We start from the raw sequence: 18,193 nt of genomic DNA on the forward strand, positions 1-18,193 counted from the left end.
CTATGTCTATTTTAATTAAATCAACATAATATCTTCAAACTTTTCTTGATAGTCATACATGGCAGATAGGAAGCCCATGACAATGACTACGACAGCTAAAATTTTAAATTTTGTTTCTGTAAATGTAGCAACCATCATTTCATCAGTTGTCACTAAATTTGAAAAAAATGAATAGTAGGCAAAACTAATGATAGGATAACAAATTGAGAATCCTATTGATAAGAAAAACATATTTTTAAGCCAAGTAAACAAGAAAAATGGAGTAAGGATTAAAAATAAGAGAAGTTTGAATAAAACCACTACTAACAATCTAAAAAAAGAACCTAATTTTGTCCAAAAAGAAACCTTCTCTTTTACTTGTTTAGACTCTTCTTCTGGAAATAATTCTGCCACAAGACTAAGAGCCTGTTCTTTGTCCTTCGCATAGACTGTGATTTCTTTGTATTCTTCCCTTAATTCCTTTTCCATTGAACTCTCTCCTATCATTTCTCCTAGTATAATTATACCATATTATACAGATATTACATAGTAGAAAGAAGTTGTTTTGCTTTCTTTTGACTACCCCATAATAAGATAATAAAGATAATCCCCCTACCAATTGATGTCAAAGCTGTTCCCCAAGATTCAAAATCACCTTGCATATTTACTTTCATCAAATCTTCTGTCACCAATACTGGATAGAAACGTACAATCAATAGGATAATTAACCCTTGAAAGGCTGCGGCTCCAAAGTATTTTAAGACATTAATCGCAATAGAGCGTGTCGCATCGGACATAAAGAAAGCGACCAACAACGATCCAACAGCTTTTAATAGATACATTTCCAAAGCTCTCATGAAAACAATTAGTTTTGTACTCAATTTTGCTATAAACTCCGTTGCTCCACCAACAAACTTGAAAATATTCTTAAAGAACCAGCCATCAGTTTGATCATACTGCCCTTGCCAATCAACTGCTGAAGCAGGAACAGATTTGTCAACCATTTTCAAGGTCATATTCACGACTTCTAGTATTGTATCAAAGATAGGAGCTGATAACATGACTAACAGATAGGCTAGGATATATTTAAAAGCGACATCCATCCAGAGTTCACGGGTAATGCCTCCACCCTCTTGTTTCATGTACTTATACCAGGAGTCCATCTCAATCAAAAAGAAGATGGAAATAATGACCAAAGAAACTGGCTTAACTGCCTTATCTACTTGGTTGACTGTATCATTCAAAATAGGGCTATATTGGGATAAATTTTTTGTTAATTCATTGACATCCACCTAACTCCTCCTTTAGAAACGAAATGAGTTTAATGTTGTAATGATAGCTGTTGCAATAGATACAGCACCTGCAACCATCATCGCACCATAAACCATTCCATCTTTACCCTTTGACTGTCGCTGAGGATTTTCTTCTGCTCGACCAATTGAGAACTCTTCCCAACCTGACCATACAGCGAATAACCCACGGATTGTTCCTGCAATACCTAATGCACCAATGACTGTTTTAACAACTTCCATTTTATAAATTCTCCTCTTTTCTTTAATTAAAAACCTAGCCAATATTATTAACTAGGTTTAACACATAATAAATTAATTTTATTCTTCGTTTTTTCTACGCAGTCCAACCAGGCTCGCAAACAAGGTTACTACACCTGCAAGTGACAAGCTGTAAGATGCCGCATCACCTGTGTTAGGCAATTGGGCTTTCTCTACTTTTGCCGGTGCTTGTGGTTTTGGTGGCTCAAGTGTGTTCGTCACAGCCTTGTTTGAGATAACAGGGTTCCCATTGACATAAAGTGTGTACTCATTGACAACCTCGCCTGAGGCAATCCGTTTCACTGTGATATAGCCATCCGCACCGAATGCCTGATCACGTGTAATTTGCGCCAAGAACGCTTCCTTGAAACGAGTCTCAAATTTGCCTGTTTGGGCATTGTAGACTGTTTCTGTATATGATGATAAGTCATCACCTTTCTTGATAATTGTTCCATCTGGTAGCGTAAAGTCTACCTTAGCTTCAATCACAAATGATTGGTAATCATCGTGGCTGTGTTGGAGAAGGTCCACAAAGCGATACTCTTTAATATCGTAGCCACGTCCAGCAGGAATCACCCAACCTTCTAGCTTGTAAGTCACAAGGTCACCAATTTGGACAGTACCATTATTAATAGACTTACCGTCCTTATCCAGCACATCCTTATGGACGACGAGTTGTGGCACTTCGTTTGTGACGATGTTACCGTAGTAGCCATTGCCAAAATCTACCTGGTGCGTTTGGTTGGTAATTGTACCTACAAAATCTTGTTTAATCTTGAATGACAAGTTGCGGGTAATATCCAAGCCTTGTTGGACATAGGCCTTATAAAAGGCTTCAGGGTCTTTAGCAACCCAGAGATAGAACTCACCTACTGGACTAATACCTGACTCTTTGATAAGAGCTTGGAGTTTTTCATCCAGGCTGTCTTTTGAAAGAACGTGAATCATATCAAACAGTTCACGGACATCATCTCCGTTAGCGGCTGTGATAGAGTTGACCACTAAGGAAGTACCGTCAATCGCTTCATCTAGGTAATCATCTACGTACAGGAAACCTTTTCCAATCGCATGTTTAGAAGCCACAATCCCCTTGTATTGGTCAAAATCTTGTTCTGCCACATAGTTTAGGACAGTATTTGGTAGGACAGATTGACCGTTGATAGAATTTCCATTCTCATCGACCACATCTTTCTTCGGTTTGATGAGGTTGTCATCTGGAGTTGGATTTTCTCCTCCAGGTGTGTGTGGTGGACGTGGTGTTTCTGGATCATTTCCTGGCGTATAGATAACAGGAATATTTGAAACAACCTTGTACTCGCCTTTAGGAGTAGCGATTAAGGTTGTAAAGGTGTTCTTATACGTACCGCCATCATTGATTGGACGACCGACAAAGTAAGCAACTGGAACCACTACATCTTGGTTACGATTTGCATTAAGGTAGTCAAGTGTTGCTTGTGTAGCTGATAGTGTTGTTTTACCGTTTTCATCATAGTTGACAGTCCATGCAGTATTTTTTATTGCTGTAGCCTCACTGTCAATCTCAAAGCCTGCTGGCAATGGATCAGACATGGTGTAGCTAGTGACTACTTCACGACCTGCGACTAGTGGACTGTTTGTCAATACCCAAGTTTGAGTTGAGCCTTTTGGAACCAATTTGCCATTGACATCGACACCATCTTCATTCACTACAGCTTTGATATTAGCTGGAGTTTGTTTGACGATAACTGGATGGACAGAAACTGAGTAGTTTTCTTTTTCAGGTACTTCTACACGTGGAATCATTTTAGGAGTAATTGGATCAAAAGTTTCAGGTGTAAAGACTTCTGGAACAAACGGCTCTGGATTATACTTTTCTGGTACAAATACTTCTGGTGTAAACGTTACAAGCGTTGGAGTCACATAGGTAGGCTCCACTGGTTTTGTAGGTACTTCTTTTTCTTGTTCTGGTGTAATTTGCTTATAAGGTGGTAACGGTGGTAATACTGGAGCCGCAACATTAGTATTCATTGCGAACCAGTGCCCTGTTTGATGCTTCGATGCTCCAACTGTTAAACCAAATGTATCTCCACTTTCTGCAACTAAAGCGCCTGAACCGTAATATCGTACAGGTGAGTCAATACTATCATGACCGCTATACGGGGAAATGGTATCAATAGATGTACTAGCATAGATTTTACCATCATGGTCTTGAACTTGACTGCCAGTAATCGGAACGAAACGCATGTTCGAACTTAAGTCTTTGACATACTCAAAATAACTATCTTCTCCCAAGGAATTCATGGATGAAATAGAGAAAATAATCGGATTCTCTTTAGTCGCAACTACCTTGCCAGAAGCAGTATAAAATGTTTTTTCAATATGGAGTTCATCACCGACACCTACAAATCCTTGTGTTGCATCTGAACCAAAGATGACTGTTTCAGTGGGATCTTTAGAGACAGTCACAATTGATGCTCCTTTTTCTGATGCAACAGCTGTATAGCGAGCGACAACTTTTGTAATCTTTTCTCCATTAGCCGAAGCAGAAAAATCTCCTACATATGTTACTGTTGCGGTTTGTCCAACATTCAAAAGAAATGTGGTCCCATTTGAGTAATCTACAGTACCTACATAATCTCCTTCGGAATAACTAGATACCGTGTGGACCAGATTGCGATTTGCATCACTAACTTCTTGACGCTTTTCAGGATTCACAAATTTTGTAACACCTTCAATCGTTCCAATAGTCACATTTGGCTCAGATTTATAGATCAAGCTCTGAGCGACGACTTCACTAAGATAGCCGTTTTCTTTAGTTTTCGCTTGCATTTCAGCTTTCTTGGCTTCATACTCTGCTTTTAAGCGTGCATTGTCCACTTCTGCCTTTGCGATTGCTTCTGCATTGCGTTTGCGAATCTCAGCATTATAAACCTCAACATCCGCAATTTTAGCCAGCTCTGCTTCGTATTCTGCTTTTAAGCGTGCATTTTCTAAATCTGCACGTTCTTGTTCTGCTTTATTGATTGCATCCGTCATTGCTTGACCAGATTTGTTACGAGCGTCTACAGCTTCTTGTCCCGCCTTATTTCGTGCTTCTACTGCTTCTGCTTCAGACTCACGCTTTGCGACAGCCTGAGCATTACGAGCATCTACAGCTTCCTGACCGGCTTTATTTCGTGCTTCTACCGCTTCTTGACCTGTTTTGTTATACTCAGCTACTCGTTCAGCTTCTGCTTTATTTTGACGATCAATTTCCGCATTTTTATCCGTTGCTTCCTTGATAGCTGTAGTATTGGCTTCTTGTTTATCAGTTGCTTCTTTGACTACATCTGTTTGTTTTGTCAAATCTGCCTGTGCCTGATCTAGATTTTCATAGACTGCAGGTTTACTTTCTTCTGTGACTGTAACACCTACTTCTTTGGCATCTGTCACAATCTGGTCTAACTCAGTAGACGTTACAGGACTTGTCAACTCACCTGTCTTCTGACCGGCTTCTGCTTGCGTCGCTAGACTCTCAGCCGATGGAGTTTCTTGGACCGTTTCAAGGTTGGTGGCAGGATTGGGATTAACCACCTCAACTGCTGGAGTTGTTTCGGTTACGATTTCTTCTGCACTAACAGATGTAGTAACCATTGCGCCAAAGAGGGCAATCCCACATACAAGCCCATAGGCTTTCGACTTGCGGAAGAATCCGTGCCCATTAACTGTTGTTATTTTTTGATACATTTTGTATCCCCTTTGCTTTCTTGGTTTTTTCTTAGTTTAATGACATTCCGGTCAAAATTGGTTTTAACTGGTTAAATTGTTTTTTTTACGATAATAGCCCACTACGCCCAACAGGAATATACCTAGCAGAGATAGGAGGGAGTTTGCTTCCCCTGTATTTGGGAGAGTTTTCATCTGTCCATCCGCTGTTTTGACACTAATAGTTTTATCCTTGTTTACGACTGCGCCGATTGATTCCGCAGAAACAGTCGCAGTTGATCCGTCCGCATAGCGAATGATTGGCTGGCTATTATCCGTACTAATGATGGTATAGCCAGTGTCTGTCACAATAGGCTTGTCTGGTGTGACTGCTTCTACTGGTTGCTTGGTTTCTGTTGAGATAGTCCCAACTTGGCTCTCACCGTTATTTACTGCCTCTTCTGCAGTTTTAGGGGGAGTGGGTGTCTCCGGTTGTGGAACATCCTGTTTTGGTTTTTCCGTTGGTGGTGTTGGTGTGTCTGGTCTTGTAGAGGGATCTGTCGGCTGAGACGGTGTTTTCTCCTTCGGTTGTTCCGTAGACGGGAGCGTTGGGTCTACTGGTACTGTTGGTTCTTTAGGAACGATTGGCTCTTCCGTTGGAGTTGTAGGTTCAACTGGTTGAGTTGGCTCAACTGGGGTTGGGACTTCTGTACTCGGTTCTGTGGATGTAGATGGTTGTGCGACCTCAACAGGGGCAGACGAATCAATTGGAGTTGTTTCATCTGCGAAAGCTACAACACTATTTGACAAGACAAGTGCTGATAGTGTAAGCATAGAAAGAATGTTCTTTTTATTTAACATAGTGTTACCTCAGTGTTTAATTTTTGTGTTGATTAGTTAGGACGGTGATACCCTTTTCCAGTCAAGCGTAGGATAGATTGATTTTTATAGCGTTCTCTTCTTGCAATCAGTATATGATCACGCTGAACGGTTCTAATTTGTCGGTAGAGTTTATGAAATGGAATCACTTCCTCTACCATCTTTAGCTCTCCATCCACAATCGCTCTTTTTGGCGTTGTGCCACAATCTGAACGAAGGGTAACGATCTCGCCTGTCAATAGATACGCTGTTACATTGCCTTGACCTCCTAACTTTCGTAAATCAGAGAGTGACATCTCTCTATCTGGTCTTATTTCATTCATGACTGTTTCTCCTTTTTGGATTGAATGAAAGGCTGCATTTACAGCCATGCCGAAAGCTCCCGTAGAGCTTTGCCGTGTTTCATGCGCACGTTTTACAGTCTGAGAAAACGCAAACTCTTACTAAAGCAGGACACGTCAACTGGCTTTAGTCGTGTTGTGGCTGGACTAGATATCCTTTTCTAGTTCGTTACTCGCCCCCTTTTTTCTTTTATCCATAGCCACGCTGTATCAGGGCAAGCCTTGTATTTGATTGTCAATGTGCTGTAGTTTTATGACGTCTCGGTCAAATAGTTATTTTTGTACGGTATCTGCTGGAATCTGTATACCCAATAGATCAGAAACAGGGACTTGAAAAAAGGTTGCGACTCGCTCTATATTTTCTACATTGGTCCGACTAGCTCCTCTTTCCCAATTTGAGATGGTTTCACGTAGTACCCCTATGTTGTCCGCCAGTTCCTGTTGACTTAACCCAGCTTGTTTTCGTAGGGTTTTAATGCGTTGTGCAGTATGTGTCACAAGTAGCTCACCCCTCTTTCTTTTTTCGTGAGAAGAAGACGAGACTAGCTAGAGCTAGACCAAGTACCGTCAAGGAAGAAGTTTTCGTTCCTGTAGCTGGTAGACTAGCTTCTGTGTTTTTTGTTGGTACTGTCTGAGTGATTGGTTTGGAAGTTTGTGCCGGTGCTTTTGGAACTTCTGACACATAGCCTGTAATACGACCTGTTCCATCCACGACCGGGACCGGTTGACCGCCTTCATGGATAATAGTCTCATACTGTTTAGCCAACTCTACTTGACGCTGTGCTTCAAGGACAACTTGATAAGCAGATAGGACCGTTTGATAGTGGTTCAATGCTTTCGCTTCTTCCTGTTTTAGTTCTGCTAGTGTTTCAAGCGCTTCTGTCAAGATAGCTTGTTTTGCCTTTAGGCTATTTGTAGCCTGTAAGAGACGAGTTTTAGCAATTTCTAGTCGAGCAGGAGCTTCTTCTAGCTTGATGAAATAGGTTTGCGCTTCTTTCAGTTTTGATTGAGCGGTAGAAAGCTGAGTTTGAGCAACCGCTACGTTTGTGTGAGCTGTTTCTAAGTCCGATTGTAATCGTGCCAGCTTTTCTTGTTCAATAGACAGTTGTTCTTTAGCTTTGTCTAGGACAGCTTGTTTCTGTGCTAAGGTTTGTTTGGCTTTAGCTAGATTCGCTTGTTTAACCTTGACATCGGCCTGTAGGTTAGCTAGGTTTGCCTGTGCTTCTTTGTGTTCTGCTTCTGCTTTTTTAACTGCTTCTTGGGCTGTTAACACGTTAGCCTGTGCCTGTGGTGTCAACATTGGTACTGCTTGAGCTTTTGTAAGACTTGCTTGCGCTGTAACTACTTGTGCTTGTGACTCTGCCTGCTCCTTTAAGGCTTTGGTCTTAGCTTCTTGCGCTTGATTGTTTGTAGTTGTTGCTTGACTAAGCATATTCTCTGCCTGTTCAAATCGTGATAAGATCGCTTGCGCTGTATTTGGATTAACAAGTTCTGTGCCAAAGTGGCGAGTAGATAGTTTGGACGGATCAACCGTTAGAAAATGCACCCCAGTAACTCCTGTACGAGTAGAGACATCCACTCCTAAATAATTGACTCCTGTTGCTTCTAAACCTGCAATATTTTGAGCATGTAGCCACTCATAGTTGTTAAACATAAACTCAACGATAGACTCATAGACCTTACGCTTAGCTTCAGTAAGTGTAATAGTCTTTTGTTCATAAGCATAGTTGTGCATATTTTCGTAATATTGTAGCCCATCTGCTTCTTCTACGGAATTTGTTGTCGCAAGTCCAAACTGGTTAGCTGCCTTATTGATAGCTTTCGCATCATGTCCAGTTGTTAAAACATCACTTCGTGACCAATTATCTGTCACATAGCCATCGGTAACCATATCCGCAAATTCTAAGGCTTGATCAGTAACGACTACATTAGCAGTTCCGAAAGCTTGACGAACTTGGTTTATCAATTCAGAGGCGAACCATGACAATTCTTGTCGCACTTCTGCCGGCAACTCATTAACTGCATATGTTGTCTGACTATCATTGGCATTTGCTTTAAATTGATTAACAGTTTTCAACGCTGGAGACAAGGCTTTTAAAATGGCTGTTGCTTCTGCACCTTTTTCTGTATAGTTCAATGCATAATCACGTAAAGCTGTAATATATTCGGAACTTAGTGTGATAGTATTGATACTGTTTTTATCGTTTTCTGCTTCTTGGAAGATGGTTTTAGCTGTAGCAAGTTGCTTAGCTGTTTCATCTGCCTGTTCTGTAGTAGCTTTAGCTACTTGTGTTTTTGTTTCAAGAGTATTGTTAGCTTGAACAAGGGCTTGGTCAGCTTCCTCAATAGCTGTTTGACGATTTTTGTCTGCCTGCTTAGCAGTTGTCAATTCTGTTTGAGCTGTCACTAGGGCTTGTTTAGCTTCTGTTAGTTGTTTTTCAGCTTGTTCAGCTTTGGCAATAACTTCCGCTTGACCTGTACCATCTAAGATAGCTTGGGCTGTATCGACATCTTTTTCTGCTTCTGTGACAGCTTGTGTTTTCTCATTGACATCTACCTGAGCAGTTGATACAACAGTCTTCTGGTCTTTGACGGCTTGTTGGCTATCCGCTTCTGCTTGTTTTTTGTCTTCTAGGTTTTGACTAGTTTCCGTAACGGTAGCTTCTGCATTTTTAATCGATGCTTTTGCCTTAGAGATATTTTCTGGTGTAGCTTGTTCTGCCAACTCGGCACTCTCTACTAGCTCGGTTTGAACTTGATTGACTGTTTCTTTAGCTGTGTCAACGTCTTTTTGAGCTTGGTTCACAACTTCTTCTTGTGCTGTTACAGTTTGGTTAGCTTTATCAAGTTCAACTTTAGCGGTTGCCACGTCGGTTTCTGTGACAGTGACTTGTTGGGTTGTATTTGTTTCCGCAACTGGTTTTGGTTCAGTTGCTTGTGGTACTTCTTCTGCATGGACCACTTCACGGCCGGTAGATAATACTGCGGTTGCAAGTGCGCTTAAGACGGTTAATTGTTTCATGATATTCTCCTTTTATTTACTTGTTTTACATTGTTCATTTATTACAGCCAACTGGAATGTTATTTTTTCAACATTGGGTCTTTCTAATATGCTATTATAGTTTTCTTTATGGCGACCAATAAGCTCACCTCTTCGTCCCCGTCTATCTATAAAGTCAGAGTAGGTTTGATAGAGTTCTCGTAGATCAAACAATTCCTCATATCCTTCAACTAGCTCGGCTGGTAAAAACTGATGATGGACGACAATAACTAGAATCTGGTTAGCATATAACTGAGGAAGCGAGGATTTTGGGACTGAGAACTTCAGTGATTGACCTTTATAGGAAAACGAAACTTTTACAAAGTAATCTTCGTAAAACATTATCAGATCATGAATTGTTTCTGTTGTAGTCACTGCGTGTTTTTCCAGGTAGTTTGATTGCTCTACATAAAACTGGTCTAGCATCCAATCTAAGTCACTATATAAACACCTGAGCTGTTCTGAGCAGAAAATCATACTGATAAAGAGAGTCCCTAATATCACTAGTAAGACTTCAGTCGAACTATCTGGAGAGAAAAGATAAATGAGTATGACTAGTGTTAGCCCAAACACCAAACCAAAAGGCAGCAACAACGATTTAGTAGGATGTGTACACTTCTCAAACTGTTTCTGTAATTCTTCTTTTGTCATACTTGACCTCCCTCATAAAAGCGTTGAGCGTTTAAGTGAGCTACTCTCCTGACTTCTGCTTGTCTTTCTGTTTTGAGATTTTCAAGCATAGCTAGTAGATAAGCCAAGGGCTTATCGCAATCATGAGGAATATGGTCAATCATATTCAAGACCTCTGTGCTTGTCGCAAAGCCTTCTGTGAGATACTGCCCTATTCTCATTTTTTGATTATGGGTTAAGGTATAGCCGTGAGGATAGATATACCGATCATTGTACTTATCCGCAATCACCTGTAGTAGCGAATAATATTCTGGTGCTATATATTTTTCCTTATTTTTATTTTGTGTAGCTGTATCAGCTCCAGCTCTTCTAGAACTATTATCTAGAAAACCAGAATTGTTATTATCAGTATTACTTCCGTCCGTATTATGGACGCCCTGTGGTATAGATTTTGGACGTCCATTTTCTGGACTCCCATTTTTCGTTGATTTTTCGGGGTTTGTTGGACGTCCATTTTTCGGACTCCCATTCTCATCTCCTGGAGCTTCAGGAAGTTCAAAGAGGACTTCTCCATTCAGATTGACGGTTTTTACATGGATGTACGTGACCTTTCCCTTATCTCTTCCCGAGGTAAGATAGTTAGCCTGATAATGCTCGTATTCCTGGAGGTTAGCGTTCACATTCTGGAGATAGAGGCGATTGGGACGGTTAGCTCCTTGACTGACTTCTCGTAGTAGACCAATTTCTTGTAATTCCTTCTTGATTTTATGGACAGTCATTTTGCCTTTGTCCAATACCTCCATCAGTTCCTCTACTGTATAAACCATAAAGACTGAACCATTCTCGTCAACATAATCTTTAACTCCCTGATGATATGAGCGAATACTCAATAAACAACGATTATAGAAAGCTCCATAAGCCAGCTTGGCATCATTGGATAACTTTCTAGCATAAGGACTGGTCAGCTTGATTTTCTTCTTTACTCTTCCATCAGAACCATACTCTTTTTCAATACTGGGTAAAAATATTTGAGGGATTTGGTAAAAGGTTTGAGTACTTATTTGATCAATTGTAATATCTGCCATTTGGGTCTCCTATCTTGTTTTCAATAAAGCTGTCTGTCCAGATGGTGTAAAGAATATGAGACCTGAAATCTCCCATTCCTGCATAATAGCTATTGCTTTAGGGAGCGAGACCCTTTGGCTATTCATAATATCTGTGACAACGCATTTTCTTGCAAGTAGTTCTTTTTGTGTCATGTTGGTATCCTTTCTCAGTTGTGTTGTAATAGCTCCTCTGACATTAGCTTTGTTTCTTTGGCATGTTCAAGACCAGTAACGTATGCCTCTGGATCCATTTCAACTTGAACACTCACTGTTTTGGTTTTTAAGTCTCCCATGCGAAGTCTATATTCTTCGAGAACTTCAGTAGGAACCTGTACCGTCAAAGCAAACTCTTCAGAGGAGTAGGTCTGATCTTTGAACCGTTGGTCAAGGCCATCTAAAAAACCAAGTAAGTAGGATTTTTTGTAGTCCTTCCATCTTGCTTTTGTGACAGTTGGAAACAAGCGTTTCAATCGATAGTTCAGATATAAAATCGCTCCTTCATACACTTTAGTACACAATTCAGCATCCATATCATACCCAAAGAAAATTATCTGGGTGATGCCATCATCACGAAGTCTTCTCCTGATTGTCTGGCACCTAAAATTTTCACCAAGGATGGCTGCAAGTCTTTCTTGCCACCAAGGCAAACGATACTCCCACGTGCCTACAGTTTCGCCAATCTTATCTCTCTTGCGAGCAGTTGTGACATCACTTATTGATAGATTGTACTTGACCATAAGTTTTTGAGCCATAAGAAGAGCTGTCTGACCCTCTTCATCATTTGGAGCATCGTAAGCCAACTCCAAAAGATTTTGAACTTTTTCAATGATTTTATTTTCCATATTCTTCCTCTAAGTTATCTAGTTTTAGAGCTTGTTCATAGGCTTTCCAAAAATCTTCTAGTTTCCCACTTAACGGCAATTCCCCGTAGTCAATGTAGCATTGGATAGCTTCATCTAGGTTAGTAGAATTAGTTCCTGCAAATGGTACAGTTTCTAAATCGACTGCGGTATTGTTAAGTATGGATGACTTTAGTCGTTCTAATAGGATAGCTCTGCTTCTAGCATCTTTTAAGGTGCTTAAAAATAATTCTCTATCTGTAATAGCCATATCAGTCTATCTCCTCATCAGGTATCAATTGTTTTAATTCACTGGGAAAGCCATTCTCTACCCAGTCTTCAATCATCTTGTCTATTTCTTCTTGGGTCATAACATCTCCTTATTGTGACCTTCTTTATATATAATTCATCAACTCCGGATAAAACTCCAAGGTTAGCCACAAGGCTTCTTCATAAGTTAGTTGACTAACATGTCCCCAAGTATGATTCCTACAACGTTGGTAATAGGGATAGCTCCCGTGTTTATTTTTAGGACGTAGTTCATGAATAACATCTTCTCTCTCATTCCTCCAAAGCAAGCTAGAAGGTTTGTAGTAATAACCGTTTCCTAGCCAAACTCTCCCTAAATCATCATATGGAGATATTTTTACTTCTTCAGTGTGTGTAATAACATTTTCCACGACTTCAATATCTTCTAAATCATCTTGACTATGGTCAATAACTTCAAAAATTTCTAATGTATCTAAATTCATTATGATTTCAATTTGATTTGACATCAGATAAAGCATCCTTTCAATATTTTGAGCAAGCAAAAAAGAGAGCAAATTCATGCTCTCTTAGGCTAATGGGGTATTTTATTTTTGTTTTCCCAAAACTCTAGACACTTACGTATCACTTTTCTTACATTTCAAAAACTTCGCTCTCCTGCTTGTTTGGCAAGAACAGTGAGAGGACGATTCCGACAAGAGCTGGTAATAACCATGCTAATGATTGTCCAGCCAATGGCAGAGCTGAGATGATTTTTGAAACAGCAGTCCAGTTGAATTGTCCTGCTAACACTTCTACCAATGACAAAGCTGTCACTACTCCCACAGTTAATTGCATACCATAAGTGGAAAGCGGTACAAATTTGTTAACAATTGTAATCAAGACAATACAGATAGTAATTGGATAGAGAACCAAAAGAACTGGAACTGAGAAAGTGATGATATTGTTCAAACCGAGGTTAGCAATACCAAAGCCAATCAAAGTAAAAATTGTCGCATACACTTTGTAGCTAAAACGTGGAAAACGCTCAGCGAAAAATTCACCTGAAGAAACAATCAAGCCAGCCGTCGTCGTGAAACAAGTCACGATAACCATAGCAGCCAAGAAAATCTGCGCGCTTGGACCAAAGATAGCTTGTGTTGCTTGCGAAAGAATATAAACACCCTTATTGGTATCAGAAGCCAAAACATCAGCAGGAACTGGGAAATGATTACCTAGGAAAGCCAAACCAACATATAGTGCTGAAAAAGCCAAGGCTACAACAAAACCAACAGACCAGATGGTTGAGACATACTCCTTCTTGCTGGAGAAACCAAGTTGTTTTAAGGTATTCACTGCTACAACACTAAAGGCAATAGAGGCAAGGGCATCGAGGGTATTGTATCCTTCAATAAATCCTGTACCAAAAGCCTGACCCGCAGAATAAGCCTCAGAAGCTGGTAGTGGACTGGTTGATCCGTATTTCGCAATACCAAGCACAACCAAAATCACAATCAAAATGGCAAAAACAGGGGTTAAAATACGTCCGATACTGTTTAAGATTTGAGATGGATTGAGGGCAATCAAATAAGCTGCCACAAAGTAAAGGGCTGTAAAGCCAAACAACCAGATACCCAGATTCGCATCGCCCAACAAGGGTGCAATACCAATTTCAAAGGACGTTGTTGCTGTACGCGGAATGGCAAAGAAAGGACCGATAGCCAAATACAAGGCAACAAGATAGACCGTTGCAAAGGCTGGAGAAATCTTACGAGAAATCTCATGTACATAACCTTTTGGGTTTAAGGTGCCAACGATCAAGGCGACGACAGCAATACCGACACCCGATACGACAAATCCTAAAATAGCTGGCCAGAAATTCTCACCAGATAAGACACCAAGTGCAGGTGGGAAAATCAAGTTTCCTGCACCAAAAAACATACCAAACAAGAGTAAACCTGTTAGCGCTCCTTTTTTCATAATAACTCCTTTGTATTTTTTCTGAAGTCTTATTATATCATACAAATTCGATTTTTCCGAACGATTCGTATTAAAAAACCCAGCAATAACTGGATTTACATGTATTCAAAATAATTGTAGGCTACAGTAAGTCTTCAATCAAACTATCCACTTCGTCTTTCACTTCCTCTTTCGGTGTGATTTCAGTTACGATAATCCCAGCCACAGCACGTTCCACCAAGCTTTCAACATCCATACGGGCTTCGTATTGCTCGACATTTTTAATTTTAGGGTTGGTTTTTGGACGGTCAGGGGCAAAGATGGTACAGCAATCCTCAAATGGCTGGATGGAAATGTCAAATGTATCAATTTCTTGAGCAATATCAATAATTTCCAACTTGTCCATGGTAACGACTGGACGGATAACAGGTGTATTTGTCACCGCATTGATAGCCTGCATTGATTCCAAGGTCTGACTTGCCACTTGTCCTAGACTTTCACCATTGATAATAACCATGGCACCACGCTCTTCCCGTACTCGGTCTGTAATCCGCATCATGAAGCGACGTGTCAAGGTCATCAAATAAGCTTCAGGTGCCTTTTCCTTGATTTCTTCCTGAATTTCTGTAAACGGCACTTCGATAAAGGTGATATTACCACCAAAGGCAGTCAATTTACGAGTCAAATCATGGGCTTTTTTAAGTGCACCTGGGCTAGTATAAGGCGGACTTGCAAAGTGCAAGGCTTCGATTTCTACACCACGTTTAAGTGCCAAATAGCCCGCAACAGGCGAATCAATACCACCTGATAGCATCAGCGTACCCTTGCCAGATGTACCAACTGGAAGACCGCCTGCCCCCTTGATTTCTTCATGGGAAATATAAGCAGCGTCAGGACGAATCTCCACTCGCAAGGTAATATCTGGAGACTTCATTTGCACTTGCACATTTGGAATAGCTGTAAAAACCGCATCTCCAAGGACTTGGTTAAGGTCACGGCTGTCCAATTCAAAACTGTGATCGCTTCGACGCGCAGCAATCTTGAAGGTCATCCCTTCCTTGTAAATGGACTGCATAATCTCTACAACAGCTTCTTTCAAGGCTGGAACAGACTTTTCAATCTTATAAGACGGTGCGAAATTTTGAATCCCAAAAATCTTCTTCAAAGAAGCTGAGACTTCCTGATAATCTGCCCCGTTCAAATAGACATGACCACGGTCACGGTCAAAATAAACCGTCACTTCTGGGTAAACAGAAAGGACATGCTTGATATTATTGCGGAGTTTGTTAACAAACCGCATCTTGTTTTTCCCTTTAGTTGACAATTCGCCGTAGCGAATCATAATTTCTGAATAGTTCATTCTACCTTACTTTCTGTGTATTTTGATAAATTTGTTTGAAAATCGTGAGGAATTGTTCAATTTGCCCCATATCGTTGTCATCATCCAAGCTGATACGGACGGCAGTTTGAGCCAACTTCTGCGGAACACCCATGGCAATCAGAGTACCTGCAGGTTTACCTGCCTTAGATGAGCAGGCCGACGTGGTCGAAATGTAAATCTGGTGGTCCTCAAAGGCGTGGACAATGACCTCGCCTCGAATATTCTTAATCCCAAACGTCACAATGCTTGGCACAAAGTCCTCTAGCCCAGAAAAGACTGTCACATCAGCGTATTTGCCCAATTCATCCACAAGGATCTGCTTCATAGCCGCCAGTCGCTTCTGGCTATCTGCTGCCTTGTCCAAGGTCAAGCGAAGCGCCTTAGCTGTCGCGGCAATACCAGCCACATTTTCAGTAGTTGAGCGTTTGTCGCTTTCCTGTCCTCCTCCTGTCAATAGCGGAGCGATTTTCTTGCCTGACTTGATATAGACGAAACCTACTCCTTTGACAGAGTGGAATTTGTGACCTGAAAAACTGGCGAAATCAACTCGGTCTGTCAAATACCCTTCCGTTGGCACCTTACCGATAGCCTGCACAGCATCCACATGGAAGGAAATGGTAGGCTTATCAGCTAACAGTTGAGAGATTTCCTGAATGGGCTGAATGGCACCAATTTCATTGTTGACTGCCATGATAGAAACCAGTGTGGTATCTGGACGAATCAAGCTTTCTAAGGCTGAAACATCCACAAAACCTTGGGCATTGACCGGAGCCAAATCCACCTCAAAACCTTGCGTTTTGAGCCAAAGCGCTGACTCTTTTACCGCTGGATGCTCAATAGCTGACACGATGATGTGCTTGCCCAGATGTGCCTTTTCAAATGCCACTCCCTTAATGACCCAGTTGTCACCTTCCGTACCACCTGAGGTGAAAAAGATTTCTTTGCTATCCTGGCCAAGCAATTCTGCGATTTGCTTGCGAGATGCTTCCAAAATACGGGTTGCCTGACTGCCGAGACTATGGAGGCTAGAGGGATTTCCCCAGATTTTTGTCGCCACTTCCGTATAGGTCTTGAGAACTTCTGGATAGACCTGTGTCGTTGCTGCATTATCAAAATAGATCATTTTTTATATTCCTTTTATTGCAATAGTCCTATTTTATCATGTTTTCATGCCTTTCGGCAATCTTTAAGATAGTTTTAAACTTCCTATCTTAAACTAAAGGTGGAGGTACATCATGAATACACGTAAGAATACAAATAGAAAACCGCCTGCTTTAACTAATTTTCAAAAATATTTAACCTTTATCGGATCTATTTTAGGGATTATCACTGCCTGCATCACTATCTACAGCTTTACAGCAAAACCTACAACATCCTCAACATCTCCAAGTACTACCATTTCATCATCCAGCGCCACTAGCCCCAGCCAATCATCAAGCGACAATCCATTAACAGAAGTACAAGATTCAACAAGTTCAAGCTCCGAAACAACATCCTCAACCCAAACCGAGACCAGCTCTTCAGTAGAGTCTACTGCATCTTCCTCGTCTACAGAAACGTCTACTACCCAAGCTTCGGAGATAACGACAGAAACCAGTACCAATACAGAGGTAACTAGTGGGGCATCCGAAACGACTTCTAATCAATAGCACAAAAATATTTGTTTTACTTTCTTGGATTTGATATACTAATTTCAGGAGGGGACAATATGAAATACGTCATTCTAAAAACACCGATTTTCGTTTGGCTACTGATTTTTGCGCTTATACAAATCTTCGCCTTATCGTCATTTTTACCAGAACCATTTGATACTCGTTCATTGCTCCCCATGGGAGTATTAACCGGCTGTTCAATCAGGGTTTCCAGTGAAGTTAAAGACCAGAATGGCCAGTATGCTCCATTTAAGTACTTATGGTGGGTCATACTAGGATGGACTGGAATCGGTATTTTATTTGGTATCACTATAAAAGCACCACTAGAATTGCACATTGCCCTGATTGTACATGCAATCGCAGGAGGAATAGGCTACCGCCTTATTGAACGTTATGCAGTTTATCGCTATCATTATTTACAGACTAAAAAGAAAGGCTAACCCTTTCTTTTTTGATTATGTGACTTTTAGTCCGTCACGCTCCGTAAGGTGCGTGACAAATAAACCACCCGCTATGCGGGTGCGCGACGAAGGTTATACCAAAAAACTCCAAACGCGATACAATAAAGGTGTTCAAGCCAATTGTAAAGCGAGAGGAGAAAAGTATGGCACAAAAGGCACATAGTTTATCACATACAAAGTGGTTGTGTAAGTACCACATTGTCTTCACACTTAAGTATAGACGAAAAATCATCTATAATCAATATCGAAGTAGCTTGGGAGAAATATTCCGACGTTTGTGTAGTTATAAAGGCGTAGAAATTATCGAAGGACATCTGATGCCGGATCATGTTCATATGTTAGTCAGTCTTCCTCCGAGATTAAGTGTATCAAGCTTTATGGGTTATTTAAAAGGTAAGAGTGCTCTTATGATGTTTGATAAACACGCCAATCTCAAATATAAATTTGGCAATCGTCATTTCTGGGCA

The 18,193-nt window shown here is 40.7% G+C and carries 20 protein-coding genes; 3 read left to right on the plus strand and 17 right to left on the minus strand.

Annotation, left to right across the window (positions count from 1 at the left end; genetic code table 11):
- Positions 1–15: 15 nt before the first annotated feature.
- From K5Q29_RS02800 to K5Q29_RS02880, 17 genes are all read right to left on the minus strand, one after another.
- Positions 16–468, minus strand: coding sequence for a hypothetical protein (locus tag K5Q29_RS02800; protein WP_221876923.1), 453 nt, complete (start codon positions 466–468; stop codon positions 16–18).
- A gap of 53 nt (positions 469–521) precedes the next feature.
- Positions 522–1,271: a hypothetical protein gene (locus tag K5Q29_RS02805; protein WP_221876925.1), complete on the minus strand. Its 750-nt coding sequence runs from the start codon at positions 1,269–1,271 to the stop codon at positions 522–524.
- Positions 1,272–1,283: 12 nt separating this feature from the next.
- On the minus strand, positions 1,284–1,511 hold the full coding sequence (locus K5Q29_RS02810) for a hypothetical protein (RefSeq protein ID WP_024389257.1): 228 nt from the start codon (positions 1,509–1,511) through the stop codon (positions 1,284–1,286).
- A 78-nt stretch (positions 1,512–1,589) separates the two neighbouring features.
- Positions 1,590–5,234, minus strand: coding sequence for an SspB-related isopeptide-forming adhesin (locus K5Q29_RS02815; protein ID WP_221876926.1), 3,645 nt, complete (start codon positions 5,232–5,234; stop codon positions 1,590–1,592).
- Between the two features lie 63 nt (positions 5,235–5,297).
- Positions 5,298–6,026 carry an LPXTG cell wall anchor domain-containing protein gene (locus K5Q29_RS10845; RefSeq protein WP_313770359.1) on the minus strand — a complete coding sequence of 243 codons (729 nt, stop codon included), beginning with the start codon at positions 6,024–6,026 and terminating at the stop codon, positions 5,298–5,300.
- A gap of 59 nt (positions 6,027–6,085) precedes the next feature.
- Complete coding sequence (locus tag K5Q29_RS02825) at positions 6,086–6,394, minus strand: hypothetical protein (RefSeq protein WP_221876930.1); 309 nt, start codon at positions 6,392–6,394, stop codon at positions 6,086–6,088.
- 291 nt (positions 6,395–6,685) lie between these two features.
- Positions 6,686–6,910: a helix-turn-helix domain-containing protein gene (locus K5Q29_RS02830; protein ID WP_024380722.1), complete on the minus strand. Its 225-nt coding sequence runs from the start codon at positions 6,908–6,910 to the stop codon at positions 6,686–6,688.
- A 7-nt stretch (positions 6,911–6,917) separates the two neighbouring features.
- Complete coding sequence (locus tag K5Q29_RS02835; RefSeq protein ID WP_221876932.1) at positions 6,918–9,434, minus strand: SEC10/PgrA surface exclusion domain-containing protein; 2,517 nt, start codon at positions 9,432–9,434, stop codon at positions 6,918–6,920.
- 12 nt (positions 9,435–9,446) lie between these two features.
- Positions 9,447–10,103, minus strand: a complete 657-nt coding sequence (locus K5Q29_RS02840; RefSeq protein WP_136671638.1) for a hypothetical protein — start codon at positions 10,101–10,103, stop codon at positions 9,447–9,449.
- Positions 10,100–11,167, minus strand: a complete 1,068-nt coding sequence (locus tag K5Q29_RS02845) for a replication initiator protein A (protein ID WP_221876934.1) — start codon at positions 11,165–11,167, stop codon at positions 10,100–10,102. Before K5Q29_RS02845 ends, K5Q29_RS02840 begins: the two co-directional genes overlap by 4 nt.
- A 9-nt stretch (positions 11,168–11,176) precedes the next feature.
- On the minus strand, positions 11,177–11,341 hold the full coding sequence (locus K5Q29_RS02850) for a hypothetical protein (protein WP_153308649.1): 165 nt from the start codon (positions 11,339–11,341) through the stop codon (positions 11,177–11,179).
- A 14-nt stretch (positions 11,342–11,355) separates the two neighbouring features.
- Positions 11,356–12,030 carry a DUF2786 domain-containing protein gene (locus tag K5Q29_RS02855; protein WP_221876936.1) on the minus strand — a complete coding sequence of 225 codons (675 nt, stop codon included), beginning with the start codon at positions 12,028–12,030 and terminating at the stop codon, positions 11,356–11,358.
- Positions 12,020–12,298, minus strand: a complete 279-nt coding sequence (locus K5Q29_RS02860) for a hypothetical protein (protein ID WP_221876938.1) — start codon at positions 12,296–12,298, stop codon at positions 12,020–12,022. The genes K5Q29_RS02855 and K5Q29_RS02860 overlap by 11 nt, the downstream gene beginning before the upstream one ends.
- Before the next feature lie 124 nt (positions 12,299–12,422).
- On the minus strand, positions 12,423–12,803 hold the full coding sequence (locus K5Q29_RS02865; RefSeq protein ID WP_155964027.1) for a hypothetical protein: 381 nt from the start codon (positions 12,801–12,803) through the stop codon (positions 12,423–12,425).
- A 124-nt stretch (positions 12,804–12,927) separates the two neighbouring features.
- Positions 12,928–14,256 carry a branched-chain amino acid transport system II carrier protein gene (gene brnQ / locus K5Q29_RS02870; protein ID WP_172699677.1) on the minus strand — a complete coding sequence of 443 codons (1,329 nt, stop codon included), beginning with the start codon at positions 14,254–14,256 and terminating at the stop codon, positions 12,928–12,930.
- 118 nt (positions 14,257–14,374) lie between these two features.
- On the minus strand, positions 14,375–15,592 hold the full coding sequence (gene thiI, locus K5Q29_RS02875) for a tRNA uracil 4-sulfurtransferase ThiI (protein ID WP_024403115.1): 1,218 nt from the start codon (positions 15,590–15,592) through the stop codon (positions 14,375–14,377).
- A gap of 1 nt (position 15,593) precedes the next feature.
- The gene (locus tag K5Q29_RS02880; RefSeq protein WP_024412807.1) at positions 15,594–16,736 is read right to left on the minus strand and encodes a cysteine desulfurase family protein; all 1,143 of its coding nucleotides are present in this window, start codon (positions 16,734–16,736) and stop codon (positions 15,594–15,596) included.
- A gap of 112 nt (positions 16,737–16,848) precedes the next feature.
- Here K5Q29_RS02880 and K5Q29_RS10850 point away from each other — a divergent pair, with 112 nt between their 5' ends.
- The 3 genes from K5Q29_RS10850 to tnpA all read left to right on the plus strand — a co-directional run.
- Complete coding sequence (locus K5Q29_RS10850; RefSeq protein WP_105139477.1) at positions 16,849–17,262, plus strand: DUF6556 family protein; 414 nt, start codon at positions 16,849–16,851, stop codon at positions 17,260–17,262.
- 59 nt (positions 17,263–17,321) lie between these two features.
- Positions 17,322–17,705: a hypothetical protein gene (locus tag K5Q29_RS02890; protein ID WP_105139478.1), complete on the plus strand. Its 384-nt coding sequence runs from the start codon at positions 17,322–17,324 to the stop codon at positions 17,703–17,705.
- Between the two features lie 164 nt (positions 17,706–17,869).
- The coding region (gene tnpA, locus K5Q29_RS02895; protein ID WP_221876940.1) for an IS200/IS605 family transposase at positions 17,870–18,193 on the plus strand (324 nt) is incomplete at its 3' end.

It is taken from the genome of Streptococcus sp. 2018037 (genome assembly GCF_019754195.1).
In the GTDB taxonomy this organism is placed as follows: domain Bacteria; phylum Bacillota; class Bacilli; order Lactobacillales; family Streptococcaceae; genus Streptococcus; species Streptococcus hashimotonensis.